Here is a 17,931-nt window from a genome sequence, read left to right as displayed (position 1 = left end):
CGGTGGCGCGGGGGCCCGCCCGGACGGCGGGCGCGGCCGATGTCGTGCTCGTGTCCGACCGCGGCCCGGTGACGTTCCGGCCCACCCCGTCAGGACCCGTCCCGGAGCACCGGCCGGGCAGCGTGACCTCGCTGCTCGACCGGGCCGCGCGGGCGCTGCGCGAGGAGGTCCGCTGGCTGGCACCGTCGACGAGCGAGGAGGACCGGCGGGCCACGACGGACGGCCGGTTCGCCCGGCTCGGGCTCGGTTACGGGTTCTCTACGGTCCCCTGCCCGCCCGCGGAGTACCGGCGGTACTACGAGGACGCGGGCGTACGAGGGCTCTGGTACGCGCTCCACGACCTCTGGGACGACCTGCCGCGCCCCCTCGGCTCCGACGGCCCCGGGCCGCCGCGGGATTGCTCCGCCCTGCGCGCGTACCAGCGGGTGAACCGGGCCGTCGCCGCCGCGGCCGCCGACGCCTGCCACCCGCGCAGTGTCGTCTGCTTCCAGGACTACCAGTTCCTCACCGCCCCCGGATTCCTCCGCGCCCGGCTGCCCGAGCAGACGGTGGGCCTCTTCCTGCACGCCGCGTTCGCGGCTCCCGAGGCGCTCGCGGTGCTGCCGCGCGCCGCCCGGGGGCTGCTGCTTCGCGGCATGCTCGCGGCGGATGTGCTCGGCTTCCAGTGCGAGCGGTGGGCGGACTCCTTCCTCCGGTTCGCCGGGGAGGCCGGGTGCGAGGTGGACCGCCGGGCCGGGACCGTCCGGCACGCGGGCGGCCGGACGCTGCTGCGCCGCTATCCGGCGCCGCCCGACCGGGAGTACCTGACCGACGTGTTCGGCACGCCGGAGGCGGAGCGGTGGTCCGCCACTCTGCGTGGGCTGCGGGAGGGGGCGCGCCTGCTGGTGCGCGTCGACCGGCTCGACCCGGCGAAGAACGTCCTGCGGGGCTTCGAGGCGTTCGCGCTCCTCCTCGACGAGCACCCCGAGCTGCGCCGCCGCGTCAGGTTCGTCTGCTGTCTGACCCCGTCGCGGCCCGCGGTGCCCGAGTACGCGTGGTACGCGGCCCGGGTGCGGGACGCCGTCGCGGGCATCCAGCGCGCCCACCCCGGCGTCCTGACCGTCTACTGGGACGAGGACCGGAGGCGCGCCATGGCCGCCCTGCGGGAGTACGACGTCCTGCTCGTCAACTCGGTCCACGACGGGATGAACCTGGTCGCCCAGGAAGGCGTGCTCGTGAACCGGCGGGACGGTGCGGTCGTCCTGTCGGCACGGACCGGGAGCGCCGAGCGGCTGCGCGAGGGGGCCGTGGTCCTCGACGACCCGCGGGACGTCCGTGCGACCGCGTCGGCGCTCCGGCAGGCGCTCGCCATGCCGCCCGGCGAGCGGGCGGCCAGGGCCGCACGGATGCGGGCGCCGCTGGCGACGGCCTCGCCCGAGGGCTGGCTGCGGGCGCAGCTCGCGGACCTCGCGGAGGTCCGCGACAGCAGGGCCTAGGGCCTTTCGTTTGGATCAGGCCGGGCTCGCGGGGCCGGCTACGTCACGCCCTTGCCGACGAGCACCCGGAGGGCTTCGTTCACCGCCTCGGTGCGGGGGTCGCCGAGCCGCGCCAGGTCTTCGAGCGCGAGGGTGTAGTAGACGGCGGCCTCCTTGAGCTGTCCCATGGCGGCCAGCGTCGCGCCAAGGTTGACCGCCGTCGCCGCGGCCCCGGGCTCGTCCCCGAAGGAGCGTCTGATCTGCAGGGCCTCGTCGAAGGCGGCCACGGCCTCGTCCGCCCGCCCGGCGGTCCGGTAGGCCTCGCCCAGGTGGTTGAGCGAGGTGCCCTGGCCGAAGAGGTCCTTGATCTCCCGCTGGATGCCGAGCGCGCGGAGCCAGCAGCCGATCGCCTCCTCGGTCCGGCCGAGGTCGCGGTAGGCGTTGCCGAGGCTGTTGAGGTCGATGCCCTCGTTCCACCTGTCCCGGATCTCGCGGTGGATGGCGAGTGCGTCGGTGGAGTGGCGTATCGAGTCCTCGATCCGGCCCATCCGGCGCAGGGCGCCCGCCAGGTTGTTGAGGGAGGTGCCCTCGCCGTACTTGTCGCCTATCGCGCGGCGGATCGCCAGGGCCTGCTCCCAGGTCTCGACGGCCTTCTCGAACTCCTGGGTGCCGCGGTAGGCGTTGCCCAGGCTGTTCAGCGTCCAGGCCTCGCCCCGGAGGCAGCCGGAGCGCCGGGCCCCGCGGAGCCCGAGCTCGTGGGTGTCGATCCAGTCGCTCAGGAGCTTGCGCACGTTGAAGAAGCTCCACAGGACCACCGGAAGCTGCCAGGCGATCGAGTCCTGGTCGCGGTGGACCGCCTGCCGTACGAGTGCGATCAGGTGGGTCCGTTCCGTGTCGCACCAGCGCAGTGCCTGGGCGCCGTCGGCGAAGCGCAGCGGTTCGCACCGGTCGGGCAGGTCGTCGAGCTCGATCCTGCGGCGGTGGGGCATCAGCTGCCGGTTCGCCGCGTCCGCCGTGTGCAGGTACCAGAGCAGGCACCGCCTGATGGCCGCCTGCCGGGCTTCCTCGGACTCCTCCTCGTGCGCCCGCTCGGCCGCGTAGTCGTGGATGAGGTCGTGGAAGCGGAAGCGGTCGGGCGCCACCTGTTCGAGGAGGTGGCAGTCGATCAGGCCGCGCAGGTACAGGTTGGTGCGCGCCTTGGGGTCGCCGGTCGCGGCGGCCGCGGCAAGCAGGCTGAACTCGCCCGTGGGGTGCAGGCCCATGATCCGGAAGCAGCGTGCGCTGCCGGCGCCGAGGGCGCGGTACGACCAGGAGAACGCGGCCCGCACCTCGAGCTGTTCGGCGCCGGTGTCCTCGACGTCCGCGGTGAACGTGTCGAGCCGGTGGCGCTCGTCCCCGAGGCCTTCGAGGAGGTCGGCGATGGGCCACTGCGGATACGCCGCGACGCGCTCGCCCACGATGCTGAGGGCCAGCGGCAGATGGCCGCAGCCGGCCGCGAGCTCCTCGACGGCGCCGCGCTCGTGCAGGACGCGGTCGTCGCCCACGATCCCCGTGAGCAGTTCGACGGACTCCTGGGCGGTCAGGGTGTCGAGGCGGATACTGCGGGCGCCGTAGCTCCCGACGAGTCCCTGGAGGCGGTTGCGGCTGGTCACGATCACCACGCAGGTGGAGCTGCCGGGCAGCAGCGGGAACACCTGCGCCGTGTTGTGGGCGTTGTCCAGCAGGACCAGCATCCGGCGCTCGTGCAGCAGGGTGCGGAACATGGCGGCGCGCGGTTCGAGTTCCTGCGGGACCTTGGCCGGGGGGACGTCCAGCGCGTGCAGGAAGTCGGCGAGCACCTCCGCGGGTTCCAGGGGGTGGCCCGGCCCGTAACCCCGGAGGTTGACGTACAGCTGCCCGTCCGGGAACGCGGCGCGCGAGCGGTGTGCCCAGTGCACCATCAGCGCCGTCTTGCCCACCCCGGGAGCTCCCCCGACGGAGGAGATGACCGCGGTGTCCGGTCCCGCCTTCTGGGGCTCGGCCAACAGCAGGTCGAGCTCGCGGAGTTCTCCCTCGCGACCGACGAACCCGGGCCTGCCGAGCGGCAGTTGGTGCGGTATCGGCAGCGGCGGGCGGTCCTGCGGCGGTACTTCGACCGACTGGAACCGGACCAGGCGGTCGATCAGCCTGCGGCCGAACTCCGGGTCCTCCGCGACGGCCCGGGACAGCTCGTCCACCGTTCCGACCGTCGGCCTGCCGCGCTCCGCGCCGGAGCGCCGGTCCCCGCCGCGGCGCCGGTCGACCCGTTCGTCGACCAGCCTGCGCAGCCCCTCCCAGCTGGTCTGCGCCCCCGTCGTGGGGGCGTCGCGCGCGGGCGCCCCCGCGCCTGTTCCACCGGTCTCCCCTGCTGACACAGATCCACCCCCGTGCGCCATGGCGAGTTGGGCGAATTATACGTCTCGGACGCCGACGCGAGACGTGTCCCTTTGGGGCGGCTTGGGTATGGTCGCGAGCGTCCGGGTTCTCCCTGAGGAGGTGCGTGACGACCGCGTCATCGGATGCCTTGGTTCTCTTCGGCGCGACCGGAGATCTGGCCCGCAGGAAGTTGTGGCCCGCCCTCTACCGCTTGTCGCTGTCGGAAAACTGCGTCCCGTCGATCGTCGCCGTCGGGCTGCCGGGTCTCGGCCGGGCCGGGTTCGAGACGTTCGTGGCCGGGTCGGTCCACGACGTGTGCGGCCCGGCGGACGGCCGGGTGGTGCACCGGCTGCTCGCCAGGACCCGCTTCGTCGAGGGCGACACGACCCGGCACGGCACGATCGAGGAGGTGGCCCGCAGCCTGTGGGGCGCGGAGCGGCCGGTGTACTTCCTCGGGGTTCCGCCGCCGCAGACGACGGCCACGATCGGGACGATGGGGTCCGTCGGAATTCCCCCGGGCGCCGTGCTCGTGGAGAAGCCCTTCGGAAGGGACCTCGATTCGGCCCGGGTCCTCAACGATTCGCTTCTCAAGGTCTTTTCCGCCGAATCGGTGCTGCGCATCGATCACTATCTCGGCAAGGAGGCGGTGGAGAACCTCCTCGCCTTCCGATTCTGCAATCCCTTCCCGGAGACGGCCTGGGGCCGGGAGACGATCTCCCGGGTGCAGATCACGCACTGCGAGGTCCGCGGCGTCGACAGCCGCGGATCCTTGTACGAACAGATCGGCGCGGTCCGCGATGTCGTCCAGAGCCATCTGCTGCAGCTGCTCGGCATAGTGGCGATGCGGCGGCCCGCGGACGGCACCGCGCAGGCCTTTCGCGAGGAGATCGCGCGCACGCTCGCCGCGGTGCGTCCGGTGGATCCCGGACGGCTCGTCCGGGGGCAGTACGCGGGCTACCGGGCGGAGGAGGGGGTGGCCGCCGACTCGACGGTGGAGACGTTCGCCGCGCTGCGTCTCGACATCGATGTCGACCGGTGGCGCGGTGTCCCGTTCCTGCTGCGCTCCGGCAAGGGCCTCGCGGCCACGGCCATCGAGGTGGTCGTCGACTTCGTACCGACCGCGCACCGCCTCTGGTTCACCCACGAGGACCCGGGTCCGGCCCGCATCCGCTTCCGGCTCGGCTCCCGGGGCGGCACCGTACTGACCCTCAACGCCCGCAGGCCCGGGGCGGACCCCGGCCCGATGGCGGTGGATCTGGACTTCGACCTGCAGGCGTCCGGCGACTCCTGGGAGGCGTACACGCATCTCCTCTCGGACGCGCTGCACGGCAGGACGGGGCGGTTCGTGTCGATGGACGCCGTGGAGGAGTCGTGGCGCATCGTGGCGCCCGCGCTGGACCGGCGGGAGGCCCCGCTGCGCTATGCGAGGGGCTCGTGGGGACCGGACGCGTCGGCCGCGCTGCCGGGGGACGGCGGGTGGTGCGACCCCTTGTAGGACCACTCCGACGGCGGGCCTCTCCGTCGGCGGGACCACGCAGTCAGCGGGGGCTCTCCCTCAGCGGGTCGCGGGCGGTCCGGACTCCGCCGCCCGGACCGCCATGCGGTAGGCGCCCCGCACCCCCACCAGCGGGTCGAGGGCCAGCTGCACCGGGACCTCGGCGAGGAGTTCGTGGTGGCAGGCGCCGGGGCTGATGAAGCGGTCGAGGAACTCCGTCTCCTCGCGAAGGAGTTCCGCCATGCCGGGTGCTTGCAGGACCCCGCTCGTCAGGGTGACGACGCCGCCCGCGGGCAGGCACACCAGGACCACCGCGCGCAGGTACTGGCCGAAGAGGGCGGCGAAGAGCCTGACGATCCCGAGGCAGCACGGGTCGCCGGTCCGGGCCGCCGAGGTGATGACCGGTGCGACGGCCGCCCCGGCGCCGCGGGCGCGGGCCACCCGGTCGCGCACGTCGGGAGCGGCCGGGATGACGCGGCGCACGTAGTCGTACATGCGGTCGAAGCCGCGGAGGCCGCCGATCGATTCCTCGACGGTGACGACTCCGCCGGTCTCCGTCCTGAGGTGCGCGAGGTACCCGGCCTCGAACTCGTCGACCGGCTGCCAGGCGATGTGGCCCGATTCGGCGGCGTGCACCGTGCCCGCCCCGTCGAGCAGGGCGCTGCCGACGCCGCTGCCGACGGAGACCGCGAGGAGTTCGCCCGTGTGGGAGGCCGGGCCGTGGGAGGTGAGGGGCCGCAGCTCGTCGGCGCCGAGGTCCGCCATGCCGTGCGCCGTGGCGGCCATGTCGTTCACGACGCTCAGCCGGATGCCGTGCCGCGCGGCGTACGCGGCACGCTCGAACGGCGGCCAGCCGGGGAGGTTGGTCATCCGCACGTCGCCGTGCGCGGGGACGCGTCCGGCCACCGCGAGCACCACGGTCTCGGGCCGCAGGTCCGCCTCGCGCAGACAGGCGGTCAGCAGGTCCGACAGCGAGGAATGGTCGGCGGTCCGCACCACCAGCTCGGTGTACTCCGCCTCCGTGGTCCATCCGCCGCGCAGTCGGGTCCTCGTGCCGCCCACGTCGAACGCGGCCACCGCTGTACGCACTGCATCACCACTTCGGAATCCGGGTCGGGCCAATTGTCGTACGGCCGGACCGAGTTGTCGTGGGGCACAGTATGACCAAACGTCCATGCACTGCGCGGGAACGGATGCGACGATGCCGATCGAGATCTTGGTGACGGGCGAGGCGGCGGGCGACCCGGCGCTGACGCGGAACCTGCATTCCTGGCTTCAGCGGGAGGACGAGCTGAGGGGGCGTATCCGGCTGCGGAGCGAGGCTCCGGAGCCGGACCGGATGGGGGGCGTGGCGGAGTTGGTGCTGGTCTCGGTCAGCAGCGGTACGGTCGCGGCGCTGGTCTCGTCCGTACAGCTCTGGATCCGCCAGCGCCGCGCGGACCTCTCCATCGTGGTCCGGCACCCCGACGGCAAGGAGGTGGAGATCGACGCGCAGCAGATCTCCGGGGCCGAGGAGTTCATCCGAACGGTACTGCGCGACACCGACCCCACCCCCTGACCGCGACCGTCCCGTCAGCCCTTTGCGGCCACCTCCTTGAGCGCGATGTTGAGCCGCAGGACGTTGACTCGCGGCTCGCCCATGAAGCCGAGGGTCCGGCCGTCGGTGTGGTCGTCGACGAGCTTCTGGACCTGCCGTACGGAGAGGTGGTTCCGGGCGGCGACGCGGTGGACCTGGAGGTCGGCGTAGTCCGGGGAGATGTGCGGGTCGAGGCCCGAGCCGGAGGACGTGACCGCCTCGGCGGGGACGTCGCGCGGCCTGATCCGGTGGCCCGGGGTCGAGTTGTCCCTGATGACGGCCGCCTTGGCGTCCTTCACCTGCCGGATCAGCTCCTTGCTGTCGCCGGCGAGGTTGGTGGCACCGGAGAGGAGCAGCTCGTAGCGGGTGTTGACGCTGTTCTCGCCGAGGCCGTTGGAGGGGCGCGGCTGGAACCACTTGAGGTCGGGCTCGGGGGTCTCCTGGCCCTTCTTCAGCGGCAGGTCGTAGCGCTGGCCGATGAGTTCGGAGCCGACGACCCGGCCGCCCGCCGTCACCTCGGAGCCGTTGGCCTTGCCGGGGAAGAGGGCCTGGGCGACGCCGGTCACCGCGAGCGGGTAGACGACGCCGCAGATCACGGTCAGGACGAGCAGGGCGCGCAGGCCCGCCCCCAGCAACCGGGCGGAGTTCTTTACGGAGTTGTTCATGGCCACGTCACCCAATGCCGGGGAGGAGGGAGAGGAGTACGTCGATGATCTTGATGCCGACGAAGGGGGCGACGAGCCCGCCCAGGCCGTAGACGCCGAGGTTGCGCCGCAGCATCCGGTCGGCCGTCATCGGCCGGTACCGCACGCCCTTCAGGGCCAGCGGCACGAGCGCGACGATGATCAGCGCGTTGAAGACGACCGCGGAGAGGATCGCGGACTCCGGCGACGACAGGTTCATGATGTTGAGCTTGTCGAGGCTCGGATAGGCCACGGCGAACATGGCCGGGATGATCGCGAAGTACTTCGCGACGTCGTTGGCGATCGAGAAGGTCGTCAAGGCGCCCCGGGTGATCAGGAGTTGCTTGCCGATCTCCACGATCTCGATCAGCTTGGTCGGGTCGGAGTCCAGGTCCACCATGTTCCCGGCCTCCTTGGCGGCCGAGGTGCCGGTGTTCATGGCCACGCCGACGTCGGCCTGGGCGAGGGCGGGGGCGTCGTTCGTGCCGTCGCCCGTCATCGCGACCAGCTTGCCCCCGGCCTGCTCGCGCTTGATCAGCGCCATCTTGTCCTCGGGCGTGGCCTCGGCGAGGAAGTCGTCCACGCCCGCCTCGTCCGCGATGGCCTTGGCGGTCAGCGGGTTGTCGCCCGTGATCATGACCGTCTTGATGCCCATGCGGCGCAGTTCGTCGAAGCGCTCGCGCATGCCCTCCTTGACGACGTCCTTGAGGTGGATGACGCCGAGGACCCGGGCGCCTTCGGCGTCCTCGAGGGCCACCAGCAGCGGCGTGCCGCCGGCCTGCGAGATGCGGTCGTTCAGCTCCTGCGCGTCCTCGGCGACCTCGCCCCCGCGCTCCCTGACCCAGGCGATGACCGAACCGGTCGCGCCCTTGCGGACCTTGCGTCCCTCGACGTCCACGCCGGACATCCGGGTCTGCGCCGTGAACGGCACCCACTCGGCGCCGGTCAGCTCGCCCTGGTGCCTCTCGCGCAGGCCGTACCGCTCCTTGGCGAGTACGACGACGGAGCGGCCCTCGGGCGTCTCGTCGGCCAGCGAGGAGAGCTGGGCCGCGTCGGCGACCTCGGCCTCGGTGGTGCCGCGCACCGGCAGGAACTCGGCGGCCCGGCGGTTGCCGAGGGTGATGGTGCCGGTCTTGTCGAGCAGCAGGGTCGAGACGTCGCCGGCCGCCTCGACCGCCCTGCCGGACATGGCGAGGACGTTGCGCTGGACCAGGCGGTCCATGCCGGCGATGCCGATCGCGGAGAGCAGCGCGCCGATGGTCGTCGGGATGAGGCAGACGAGCAGCGCCGTCAGCACGATCATCGACGTCTGGTCGTCGGCCTCCGCGTAGACGGCGAAGGGCTTGAGGGTGACGACGGCGAGCAGGAAGACGATGGTGAGGGACGCGAGGAGGATGTTCAGCGCGATCTCGTTGGGCGTCTTCTGGCGGGCCGCGCCCTCGACGAGGTTGATCATGCGGTCGATGAAGGTCTCGCCGGGCTTCGTCGTGATCTCGATGACGACGCGGTCGGAGAGCACCCTCGTACCGCCCGTGACGGCCGAGCGGTCGCCGCCGGACTCGCGGATGACGGGGGCCGACTCGCCGGTGATGGCGGACTCGTCGACGGAGGCCACGCCCTCGACGACGTCTCCGTCGCCGGGGATGGTGTCGCCCGCCTCGCAGACGACGAGGTCGCCGACGCGCAGTTCGGTGCCGGGCACCGATTCCTCGGTGGCGCCCGTCAGGCGGCGCGCGACGGTGTCGGTCTTGGCCTTGCGCAGGGTGTCGGCCTGCGCCTTGCCGCGCCCCTCGGCGACGGCTTCCGCGAGGTTGGCGAAGACCGTGGTCAGCCAGAGCCAGGCGGTGATCGCCCAGCCGAACCAGTCCCCCGGGTCCAGGGCCGCGAGCGCGGTGGTGACCACCGAGCCGATCAGGACGACGAACATCACCGGGGACTTGGCCATCAGGCGCGGGTTCAGCTTGCGCAGGGCGTCCGGCAGCGACTTGAGCAGCAGGGCGGGGTCGAAGAGGCCCGCGCCGACCCGGGTGTCGTCGGGGCCGCGGTGGCCGGTGGGCGCGCTCTGGTGGGGGGCGCGGTCGGCGGTGGCGACCGCTCCCCCGTCCCGGTCGTTCTCGTGCAGGTCAGTGCTCATGACGCCAGCCCCTCGGCGAGCGGTCCCAGCGCGAGCGCGGGGAAGTAGGTCAGTCCGGTGATGATCATGATCGCGCCGACGAGGAGGCCACTGAAGAGCGGCTTCTCGGTGCGCAGGGTGCCCGTGGTGGCGGGGATCGGCCGCTGTTCGGCCAGCGAGCCCGCGAGGGCCAGGACGAACACCATCGGCAGGAAGCGGCCCAGCAGCATCGCGATGCCGATCGTGCTGTTGAACCACTGGGTGTCGGCGTTCAGGCCCGCGAAGGCCGAGCCGTTGTTGTTGGCCCCGGAGGTGTACGCGTACAGGACCTCCGAGAAGCCGTGCGCACCGGAGTTGGTCATCGAGTGGCCCGGGGTCGGCAGGGCCATCGCGACGGCGGTGAAGCCGAGGACGAGGGCGGGGGTGACGAGGATGTAGCAGGCCGCCAGCTTGATCTCGCGGGTGCCGATCTTCTTGCCCAGGTACTCCGGGGTGCGGCCGACCATGAGCCCCGCGATGAACACCGCGATGATCGCCATGATGAGCATGCCGTAGAGGCCGGAGCCGACGCCGCCGGGCGCGATCTCGCCCAGCTGCATGCCGAGCATCTGCAGGCCGCCGCCGAAGCCGGTGTAGGAGGAGTGGAAGGAGTTCACGGCGCCGGTCGAGGTGAGCGTGGTGGCCACCGCGAAGATCGACGATCCGGCGACCCCGAACCGGGTCTCCTTGCCCTCCATGGCCCCGCCCGCCAGGTCGTGGGCCGGGGCGCCGTGGTGGAACTCGGTCCACATCATCAGCGCGGTGAAGCCGATCCAGATCGTCGCCATCGTGGCGAGGATCGCGTAGCCCTGCCGGAGTGAGCCGACCATCCTGCCGAAGGTCCGCGTCAGCGCGAAGGGGATCAGCAGGATCAGGAAGATCTCGAAGAGGTTGGAGAGCGGGCCGGGGTTCTCGAAGGGGTGGGCGGAGTTGGCGTTGAAGTAGCCGCCGCCGTTGGTGCCCAGCTCCTTGATGACCTCCTGCGAGGCGACCGCGCCGCCGTTCCACTGCCGCGCGCCGCCGGTGAACTGGCCGACCTCGTGGATGCCGGAGAAGTTCTGGATGGCGCCGCAGGCGACGAGGACGAGCGCGCCGATGACGGAGATCGGGAGCAGGACGCGGACGGTGCCGCGGACCAGGTCGGCCCAGAAGTTGCCGAGTTCACCCGTGCGGGAGCGCGCGAAGCCGCGTACCAGGGCCACCGCGACGGCGATGCCCACGGCCGCCGAGACGAAGTTCTGCACGGCGAGGCCGCCGGTCTGCACGACGTGGCCCATGGCCTGTTCGCCGCCGTAGGACTGCCAGTTGGTGTTCGCCACGAAGGACGCGGCGGTGTTGAACGCCTGGTCCGGGTCGATGGACCGGAAGCCGAGCGAGCCCGGCAGCGAGCCCTGGAGCCGTTGCAGCAGGTAGAGGAAGAGGACGCCGACCGCCGAGAAGGCGAGGACACCGCGCAGGTACGCGGGCCACCGCATCTCGGTGTCGGGGTCGGCGCCGATGGCCTTGTAGATCCACTTTTCGACGCGAAGGTGCTTCTTCGAACCGTAGACGCGGGCCAGGTGGTCGCCGAGCGGACGGTGTGCCAGCCAGAGTGCCGCGATCAGGGCGAGCAGCTGGAGCACACCGGCGAGGACGGGGCTCATATCCGTACCTAGAACCTCTCCGGAAAGACGAGGGCGAGGACGAGATAGCCCAGCAGGGCGACGGCCACGACCAGGCCGACGATGTTCTCGGCGGTCACAGCTTCGTCACCCCCTTGGCGACGAGTGCCACCAGCGCGAAGACCGCGATCGTGGTGGCGACGAAGGCCATGTCGGCCATCGTGGGCTCCTGACGGAAGAGACGGGGAACTGCTTGATCGGACGCTTAGAGGTAAACGCCCGTTCGGCCGCATCCGTCGTCCGTTGACGCCCTCCATACGGCGTCGGCGGACCTCTTGACGGGTCTCTTACGATCGCGCGCCGCTGACCGGCACCAGGGCCCTGACCTGGACCGCTACGCCTTCGGTCCGGGATGCCAGGGGTGGCCCGTCGTCACGTCCACGTGGTCGGGGACCTCCTCGTGGCGGTCGCCGACCGTCGGGGTGCCGGTGGGTTCCAGGAGCAGGATCCGGGCGCCGTCCGGGGCGGAGGGCCGGTGCTCGGTGCCGCGCCGGACCGTGAAGACCGAGCCCTGCGCCAGCGTCACCCTGCGCTCCCCCGCCGGCTCGCGCAGATCGATGTGGAGCTCGCCGCCGAGGACGAGGAAGAACTCGTCGGTGTCGTCGTGGACGTGCCAGACGTGCTCGCCCTCGACCTTGGTGACGCGGACGTCGTAGTCGTTGACGGAGGTGACGATGCGGGGGCTCCACAGGGCGTCGAAGGAGGAGAAGACCTGGTCCAGGGAGACGGGTTCACTGTTCATGGAGTGATCATCCGGTGTGCCGTACCGCCCCCACGAGTGCTAGAAATCGCGTATGCCGCAAGAATCCTCGCAACCGTCGGCGGGCCGGTCCCGGCACCGCGTCGTGGTCGTCGTCGACGAGGGCACCAACCCCTTCGAGGTCGGCGCCGCCACGGAGGTGTTCGGTCTGCCGCGCCCCGAACTCGGCCCGGACGAGGCCCTGTACGAGCTCGTGCTCTGCACCACCGGGCCCCGGGTGCGGATGAACCACGGGTTCTTCCACCTCACCGGCGTGCCCGGCCTCGACGCGGCGGAGACGGCCGACACCCTGATCATGCCGGGCCGGCCCGACACCACCGTGCCGCGCGCCCCCGCCGTGCTCGACGCCGTCCGGCGCGCCCACGCGCGCGGCGCGAGGATCATGAGCTTCTGCACCGGCGCCTTCGCGCTCGCCGAGGCCGGCATCCTCGACGGACGCCGGGCGGCCACTCACTGGCAGTGGGCGCGGTCCTTCCGGGAACGCTTTCCGGCCGTGCGGCTCGAACCGGACGTGCTCTTCGTGGACGACGGCGACATCCTCACCGCGGCGGGCAGCGCGGCCGCGCTCGACCTGAGCCTGTACGTGGCGCGCGCCGACTTCGGCGCCGAGGTCGCCAACTCCGTGAGCAGGCGCCTCGTCTTCGCGGCCCACCGGGACGGAGGCCAGCGGCAGTTCGTGGAGCGGCCCGTTCCACAGGTGCGGGACGAGTCCCTCGCGCCGCTGCTCGCCTGGGCGCAGGAGCGGCTCGCCGAGCCCCTCACCGTGCCGGGGCTCGCGGCCCGCGCCGGGGTCAGCCCCGCGACCCTGCACCGCCGCTTCCGGGCCCAGCTCGGCACCACGCCGCTCGCCTGGCTCACCGGCGAGCGCGTGACGCTGGCCTGCCGACTCATCGAGCGCGGTGAGGAACGCCTCGACGTGGTCGCACACCGCAGCGGTCTGGGCACCGCGGCCAATCTGCGCGCCCGGCTGCGCCGCGAGACGGGTCTCAGCCCGTCCGGCTACCGGCGCAGGTTCGGCCCCCGGGTGCCCGCGGCGGCTGGCCGGATCGCGGCTGCCGCCACGGCCCGGACCCCGTGAAGACTGGGCCTCCCTCACGCACCGGGCACCGCCGCCCACCGCGCCCACGCCACCGAGCAGAGGCGGACCGCCATGCCGAACGGAGCGCAGATCCTGATCAACGGCCTCGTGGACGGGGGCGTCCGCGTGTGCTTCGCCAACCCCGGCACCTCCGAGATGCACTTCGTGGCCGCGCTCGACGGGACGCCCGGCCTGCGGCCCGTGCTGTGCCTCTTCGAGGGCGTCGCGACGGGCGCCGCCGACGGGTACGGGCGGATGACCGGACGCCCCGCCTGCACCCTGCTGCACCTGGGCCCCGGCCTCGCGGGCGGCCTGGCGAACCTGCACAACGCGCGGCGGGCCGCGACGCCCCTGATCAACGTCGTCGGTGACCACGCCCTGCACCACAAGCGGCTCGACGCGCCCCTGGAGTCCGACATCGGGGCGCTGGCCCGCACGGTGTCGGCCTGGACGCGGCGTACGTACTACGCCACGGAGCTCGCCGGTGACGTCGCGGCCGCCGTCGCCGCCGCGGCCGGGCCGCCCGGCGCCGTCGCGACGCTGGTCGTGCCGGCCGACGTCTCCTGGTCGGGGACGGCCGAGCCGCCCGCCCCCGCGCGTCCCGCCCCCGAGCGGCGCGGTCTCGTCTCCGTGGACGCCGTGACGGGCGCGGCCGCGGCGCTGCGGTCCGGTGAGGACACCGCGCTGCTGCTCGGTGGCGCTGCCGCGCGCGGCGCCGGTCTCGCGGCCGCGGGGCGGATCGCCGGGGCGACGGGCGCGAAGCTGCTGTGCGAGACCTTTCCCGCGCGCCTGGAGCGGGGCGCGGGCCGCCCCGCCGTCGAGCGGCTCGCCTACCTCGGCACGAGCGCGGCCCGCCAACTCGCGGGCGTACGGCACCTGGTGCTGGCCGGGGCCGCGTCGCCGGTCACCTTCTTCGCGTACCCCGGGCAGCCCGGCTCCCTGACCCCCGAGGGGTGCACGGTGCACACGCTCGCGGCCGGCCCGGAGGACGTGACGGCGGCGCTCGAAGGGCTCGCCGAGGTGGTCGGGCCCGGCGCGAAGTCCACAGGGCAGGAGGCCCTCCGGCCCGCGCTGCCCACGGGTGAGCTGACCGCCGAGTCGGCGGCCGCCGTGATCGGGGCGCTGCTGCCGGAGGAGGCCGTGGTCGTGGACGAGGCCAACACCTCCGGCCTGTGGCTGCCCGGCGCGACGGCGGGCGCGCCGCCGCACGACTGGCTGACGCTGACGGGCGGGGCGATGGGCCAGGGCCTGCCGCTCGCGGTGGGCGCGGGGGTGGCCTGCCCGGACCGGCCGGTGCTCGCGCTGGTCGGGGACGGGGCCTCGATGTACACGCTGCAGGCGCTGTGGACCCAGGCCCGCGAGGGGCTCGACGTGACGACGGTCGTCTTCGACAACGGTTCGTACGCGATCCTGAACCTGGAGCTCGGCGCGGTGGGCGCGGCGGCGGGCGGGGCCGGGGCGCACCGGCTCCTGGACCTGTCCGGACCCTCCCTGGACTTCGTCGCGCTGGCGCGCGGGATGGGCGTCCCGGCCGAACGGGCCGCGACGGCGGAGGAGTTCGCGACCCAGCTGAAGCGCGGCCTGGCGGAGCCGGGCCCGTTCCTGATCAGCTGCGCGGTACCGCCCCTGGCATGACGCGTCAGCCTCTCGGCGTCAGGGCCCGCCGTCCCGCGGTCGGTCCGGTGCGGCCGGTCAGCGCGATCAGCACCGCCTCCTCCAGTTCGGAGCGGGGGCGCCGGACCGTCTCCGGGAGGGGCCTCGCGAACAGGTCCGCGAGGCCCGGTGCCCGGGGTCGCCGTCAGCCTCCCGCACGGGTTCCGCCGTCGCTCATCGGCTGCACCTGTCGCCACGGCGCGAACGCGGTGGCCCCGCGCGGCAGCAGCCCGGCGAGTTCCGGGCAGTGCCGCAGCAGGACGGAGTTCATGCCGCCCTTCTGGACCCAGTCGATGCCGAGCGGGGTGTAGATCTCGGGGCGGAAGTCCACGGTCAGGAAGCGGTCGCTCTGCAGCCGCCGGGTGGCCATCAGGATGAAGATGCGGAAGGCCGTGTCGCTGAAGCCGAAGCCGTGCGGCGGGTTCTCGGCGAAGAGGCCGACGACGGTGTCGATCTCGTCGACCGAGCCGTAGACGTCCTTGAGGCGGGCGACGGTCCCGGGGTCCTGCGACAGGTCCTCGAACCGGCGGATGCGCGACTTGTGCAGGCCTTCGCGGAAGTCGTTGTAGCGGGGCACGCCGCGCCTGCGGGTGCGGACCAGGTCGACGACGGAGAGGTCGATGATCTCGCCGTCGCGCTCGAACTGCTGCAGCGCGCGCGGGAAGTTGTTGAGGGTGATCGCGCCGGGGTGGGAGATGCCGAAGGAGTACAGCGTGTCCGCGAGTCCGGTCTTGCGGATGGCGGCTTCGGCGGCGCCGCCCTGGATGTCGCGGAAGTTCAGGGTCTCCAGGCGCTGGCCGAAGTGGTGCTCGCGCATCTCGAAGTCGTCGGGGATCAGCGGGTGCATGCGGTAGACGGTGACGAAGTCCTCCGTCAGGGAGTACGGCGCGCCGTGGTGGTCCGGCAGCGTCCTGGGGATGCCGGTCAGCGAGTGGGATTCGAGCAGCCACAGGCCGAGCTTCTGCAGCCACTTGTCGGGCGGGCCGTCCCAGTTGGTGTGCAGGCCGAGGTCGATGGCCTCGGTGGCGAGGATCGCGGGGGTCCACTCCACCGTGTGGATCTTGGCGATGAGGGCCGACACGACCAGGCGGGCCGTGTGGTAGACGCTCTCCGCGCTCATCGAGGGGTAGGCGTGCCGCAGCGCGTCGCAGACCGCGTTGTGCTCGCGGGCGAAGAGGGTGTGCATGGCGCTGAGCCCCATCCACCAGCTCTCGGCGAAGCCGGTCAGCGGGATGCCGTTCGGGCCGATGGGCAAGTGCCCTTCGTCCAGGCGGAGTTTGGGCCCGCCGTCGGGCTCGCGCAGGTACTTGGCGGTCTGTTCGTTCTCGCCGTACACCTCGGAGCCGTCCCACCAGTGGGAGGCGACGTTGGCGAAGAGGACGGGCGGCCGGTCGCCGGGGAGTTCGATGCCCTCGTTCTCGGCGAAGCGCATCACGTGCTCGGCGGGCCCGCCGGGGGTGTTGTGCCAGGTCGTGCCGGGCGGCAGCGGCACCTCGACGGCCTTGCCGCCGGGCTTGTGGCGCCGGTGGTTGACCCAGTCGTGGACCTGGAACTGGATCCACGCCGCGGCCAGCACGTTCAGCGAGGTCGCGGGCAGGAAGGTCTCCCGGTACAGGAGTTGGCGGCTGACGGTGACCGGGTTCGGGACGTCGAAGAGGTCGGGGCGGTAGACCGGCCGGAGGTTGCGTCCGAAGGGCGCGCCGACCGCGCCCATCGTGGGCCTGGAGAGGTCGTTGTACGTCCCGTCGTAGGACCGGACGGTGCGCAGCTGCTCGTCGAACCTGGGGGGCGCGGGCACGGTCCTGGGCGGCGCCTCGTGCACGTCGGTGTCGATGAGGTTGAAGCGGCGCAGCGCCTTGCGCAGGAGGACGAGGTTGAGCAGGCTCGCCTCCAACGGCAGCTTGTGCCAGGGGACATAGCGGTTGAGGAGGCGGAAGGCGGCGCCGACCGGAACGTCGAGCACCTTGTTGCGCAGCGGCTCCTCGGTGACGAAGCGCAGCCCGTGGCGGTGGGCCGCGCTGGCCTCGTAGGCGGACTTGCGGGCGCGGTTGAGGTTGCCGAGCGGACGGAAGTCGTCGGTGGTGAACCATGGGTTGAAGCCGATGACCTCGACGCGGCCGCCCGCGGCCCGCGCCTCGGCGGTGTCGAGGTCCTGGCTCGGGATGGTCAGGGTGGCGACGGGCAGCGCGGGGGCGACGGACTCCAGCCACTCCACGGAGCCGTCCTCGACGGGGGTGCGCTGCTCGTCGACGTACCGCTGGACGCACAGGTCGAAGACGACGTCGTGGCGGGCGAGGCGGGTCTCCAGCTCGCGGCGCAGGTACTGGGGGTCGCGGCGCTCGGCGCCGGGGCCTGCGCTCGGGACGTTGCCGACCGGGCGCAGCAGGTAGCGGACCGGTCCCGCGGGGCCCCACAGGACGGCGCTGCGGCTCCAGTACGTCTCCCCCGCGAGGCTCTTGACGGGGTGCCGGGCGGCCGCCCGGACGTTGCGGCGCATGCGGGTGGCGGTGGTACGGCCGACGGCGAGCGGGAGCTTGACGAACAGGCCGAACGCCTTCTTCAGCGGTGTGGTCGCGCCCGCCATGGCCCGGGCGAAGGCGACGAACTCGCGGGCGTCGCGGGCGTGCGACACCGGGTGGTTGGTGGCGAGCAGGTCGTGGCTCTCGTCGGCGGAGACCGTCACGCGCAGGGCGACGCCGCGCAGGTCGGGCGCCCCGTCGGCCTGCCGGATGCCGCCGGCGTTGGAGAGCCGCACGGTCGCCGGGTAGGCCGCGCCGGGCTGGGCGAAGCCGCAGCGCAGGTCGGCGGGGAGGTCGTCGTGGAAGCGCAGCCGGGCGTTTTCCACGCCGAGTGCGGCCTTGGCGTGCAGGGCGCGCTCGATGCCCGCGGCCCCGGCCGCGCGCCGGTTCCTCTCCTGGACCTTCATCACTTCCTGTGCGAGGCGCTGGAACAGCCGGCGTTCGGCTTCCGGGCTGCCGCCCAGGTAACGCTCGTGACTCTGCTGGTGCTGTCCGGTGTCGGCCAT

At 72.7% G+C, this 17,931-nt stretch carries 13 protein-coding genes; 5 read left to right on the top strand and 8 right to left on the bottom strand.

What is annotated here, in order from left to right; all coding sequences use genetic code 11:
- The first annotated feature begins 2 nt into the window (after positions 1 to 2).
- Positions 3 to 1,475: a trehalose-6-phosphate synthase gene (locus tag ACZ69I_RS31000; protein ID WP_470835887.1), complete on the top strand. Its 1,473-nt coding sequence runs from the start codon at positions 3 to 5 to the stop codon at positions 1,473 to 1,475.
- Between the two features lie 38 nt (positions 1,476 to 1,513).
- Here ACZ69I_RS31000 and ACZ69I_RS30995 read toward each other — a convergent pair whose 3' ends face one another.
- Positions 1,514 to 3,847, bottom strand: a complete 2,334-nt coding sequence (locus ACZ69I_RS30995; RefSeq protein ID WP_470835885.1) for an ATP-binding protein — start codon at positions 3,845 to 3,847, stop codon at positions 1,514 to 1,516.
- Between the two features lie 125 nt (positions 3,848 to 3,972).
- Here ACZ69I_RS30995 and ACZ69I_RS30990 point away from each other — a divergent pair, with 125 nt between their 5' ends.
- Positions 3,973 to 5,343 carry a glucose-6-phosphate dehydrogenase gene (locus ACZ69I_RS30990; RefSeq protein ID WP_470835883.1) on the top strand — a complete coding sequence of 457 codons (1,371 nt, stop codon included), beginning with the start codon at positions 3,973 to 3,975 and terminating at the stop codon, positions 5,341 to 5,343.
- A 60-nt stretch (positions 5,344 to 5,403) separates the two neighbouring features.
- Here ACZ69I_RS30990 and ACZ69I_RS30985 read toward each other — a convergent pair whose 3' ends face one another.
- Positions 5,404 to 6,432 (bottom strand): glucokinase, encoded by a 1,029-nt coding sequence (locus ACZ69I_RS30985; RefSeq protein ID WP_470835882.1) that lies wholly within the window; start codon positions 6,430 to 6,432, stop codon positions 5,404 to 5,406.
- A 112-nt stretch (positions 6,433 to 6,544) separates the two neighbouring features.
- On the opposite strand from ACZ69I_RS30985, the gene ACZ69I_RS30980 reads away from it, so the two are divergent.
- Positions 6,545 to 6,901 carry an effector-associated constant component EACC1 gene (locus ACZ69I_RS30980; RefSeq protein WP_470835881.1) on the top strand — a complete coding sequence of 119 codons (357 nt, stop codon included), beginning with the start codon at positions 6,545 to 6,547 and terminating at the stop codon, positions 6,899 to 6,901.
- A 14-nt stretch (positions 6,902 to 6,915) separates the two neighbouring features.
- Here ACZ69I_RS30980 and ACZ69I_RS30975 read toward each other — a convergent pair whose 3' ends face one another.
- The 5 genes from ACZ69I_RS30975 to ACZ69I_RS30955 all read right to left on the bottom strand — a co-directional run bounded on the left by ACZ69I_RS30975 (position 6,916) and on the right by ACZ69I_RS30955 (position 12,157).
- Positions 6,916 to 7,584, bottom strand: a complete 669-nt coding sequence (locus ACZ69I_RS30975; protein WP_470835879.1) for a potassium-transporting ATPase subunit C — start codon at positions 7,582 to 7,584, stop codon at positions 6,916 to 6,918.
- 7 nt (positions 7,585 to 7,591) lie between these two features.
- Positions 7,592 to 9,736: a potassium-transporting ATPase subunit KdpB gene (kdpB, locus tag ACZ69I_RS30970; RefSeq protein ID WP_470835877.1), complete on the bottom strand. Its 2,145-nt coding sequence runs from the start codon at positions 9,734 to 9,736 to the stop codon at positions 7,592 to 7,594.
- The gene (gene kdpA, locus ACZ69I_RS30965; RefSeq protein ID WP_467680733.1) at positions 9,733 to 11,397 is read right to left on the bottom strand and encodes a potassium-transporting ATPase subunit KdpA; all 1,665 of its coding nucleotides are present in this window, start codon (positions 11,395 to 11,397) and stop codon (positions 9,733 to 9,735) included. Before kdpA ends, kdpB begins: the two co-directional genes overlap by 4 nt.
- Before the next feature lie 8 nt (positions 11,398 to 11,405).
- Positions 11,406 to 11,495, bottom strand: a complete 90-nt coding sequence (gene kdpF, locus ACZ69I_RS30960; RefSeq protein WP_033264828.1) for a K(+)-transporting ATPase subunit F — start codon at positions 11,493 to 11,495, stop codon at positions 11,406 to 11,408.
- 254 nt (positions 11,496 to 11,749) lie between these two features.
- Positions 11,750 to 12,157 carry a cupin domain-containing protein gene (locus tag ACZ69I_RS30955; protein ID WP_467680731.1) on the bottom strand — a complete coding sequence of 136 codons (408 nt, stop codon included), beginning with the start codon at positions 12,155 to 12,157 and terminating at the stop codon, positions 11,750 to 11,752.
- A gap of 52 nt (positions 12,158 to 12,209) precedes the next feature.
- Between ACZ69I_RS30955 and ACZ69I_RS30950 the strand changes: the two genes are divergently transcribed.
- Together ACZ69I_RS30950 and ACZ69I_RS30945 are read left to right on the top strand one after the other, a co-directional pair.
- A complete protein-coding gene (locus ACZ69I_RS30950; RefSeq protein ID WP_470835874.1) occupies positions 12,210 to 13,253 on the top strand; it encodes a GlxA family transcriptional regulator in 1,044 nt (347 codons plus the stop codon).
- Positions 13,254 to 13,325: 72 nt separating this feature from the next.
- On the top strand, positions 13,326 to 14,888 hold the full coding sequence (locus ACZ69I_RS30945) for an acetolactate synthase large subunit (RefSeq protein ID WP_470835873.1): 1,563 nt from the start codon (positions 13,326 to 13,328) through the stop codon (positions 14,886 to 14,888).
- Positions 14,889 to 15,051: 163 nt separating this feature from the next.
- On the opposite strand, the gene ACZ69I_RS30940 is transcribed toward ACZ69I_RS30945, so the two are convergent.
- Positions 15,052 to 17,931: a peroxidase family protein gene (locus ACZ69I_RS30940; protein ID WP_470835872.1), complete on the bottom strand. Its 2,880-nt coding sequence runs from the start codon at positions 17,929 to 17,931 to the stop codon at positions 15,052 to 15,054.

The organism is Streptomyces sp. NPDC036815 (genome assembly GCF_055609205.1).
This window is presented reverse-complemented; position numbering and strand designations above follow the sequence as displayed.

Bases quoted from the DNA above. Each gene is read 5' to 3' on its own strand.
- ACZ69I_RS30955 (WP_467680731.1), bottom strand. From the start codon at position 12,157: ATGAACAGTGAACCCGTCTCCCTGGACCAGGTCTTCTCCTCCTTCGAC.
- kdpA (WP_467680733.1), bottom strand. From the start codon at position 11,397: ATGAGCCCCGTCCTCGCCGGTGTGCTCCAGCTGCTCGCCCTGATCGCG.
- ACZ69I_RS30980 (WP_470835881.1), top strand. From the start codon at position 6,545: ATGCCGATCGAGATCTTGGTGACGGGCGAGGCGGCGGGCGACCCGGCG.
- ACZ69I_RS30950 (WP_470835874.1), top strand. From the start codon at position 12,210: ATGCCGCAAGAATCCTCGCAACCGTCGGCGGGCCGGTCCCGGCACCGC.
- ACZ69I_RS30975 (WP_470835879.1), bottom strand. From the start codon at position 7,584: ATGAACAACTCCGTAAAGAACTCCGCCCGGTTGCTGGGGGCGGGCCTG.
- kdpB (WP_470835877.1), bottom strand. From the start codon at position 9,736: ATGAGCACTGACCTGCACGAGAACGACCGGGACGGGGGAGCGGTCGCC.
- ACZ69I_RS30940 (WP_470835872.1), bottom strand. From the start codon at position 17,931: ATGGCCGACACCGGACAGCACCAGCAGAGTCACGAGCGTTACCTGGGC.
- ACZ69I_RS30945 (WP_470835873.1), top strand. From the start codon at position 13,326: ATGCCGAACGGAGCGCAGATCCTGATCAACGGCCTCGTGGACGGGGGC.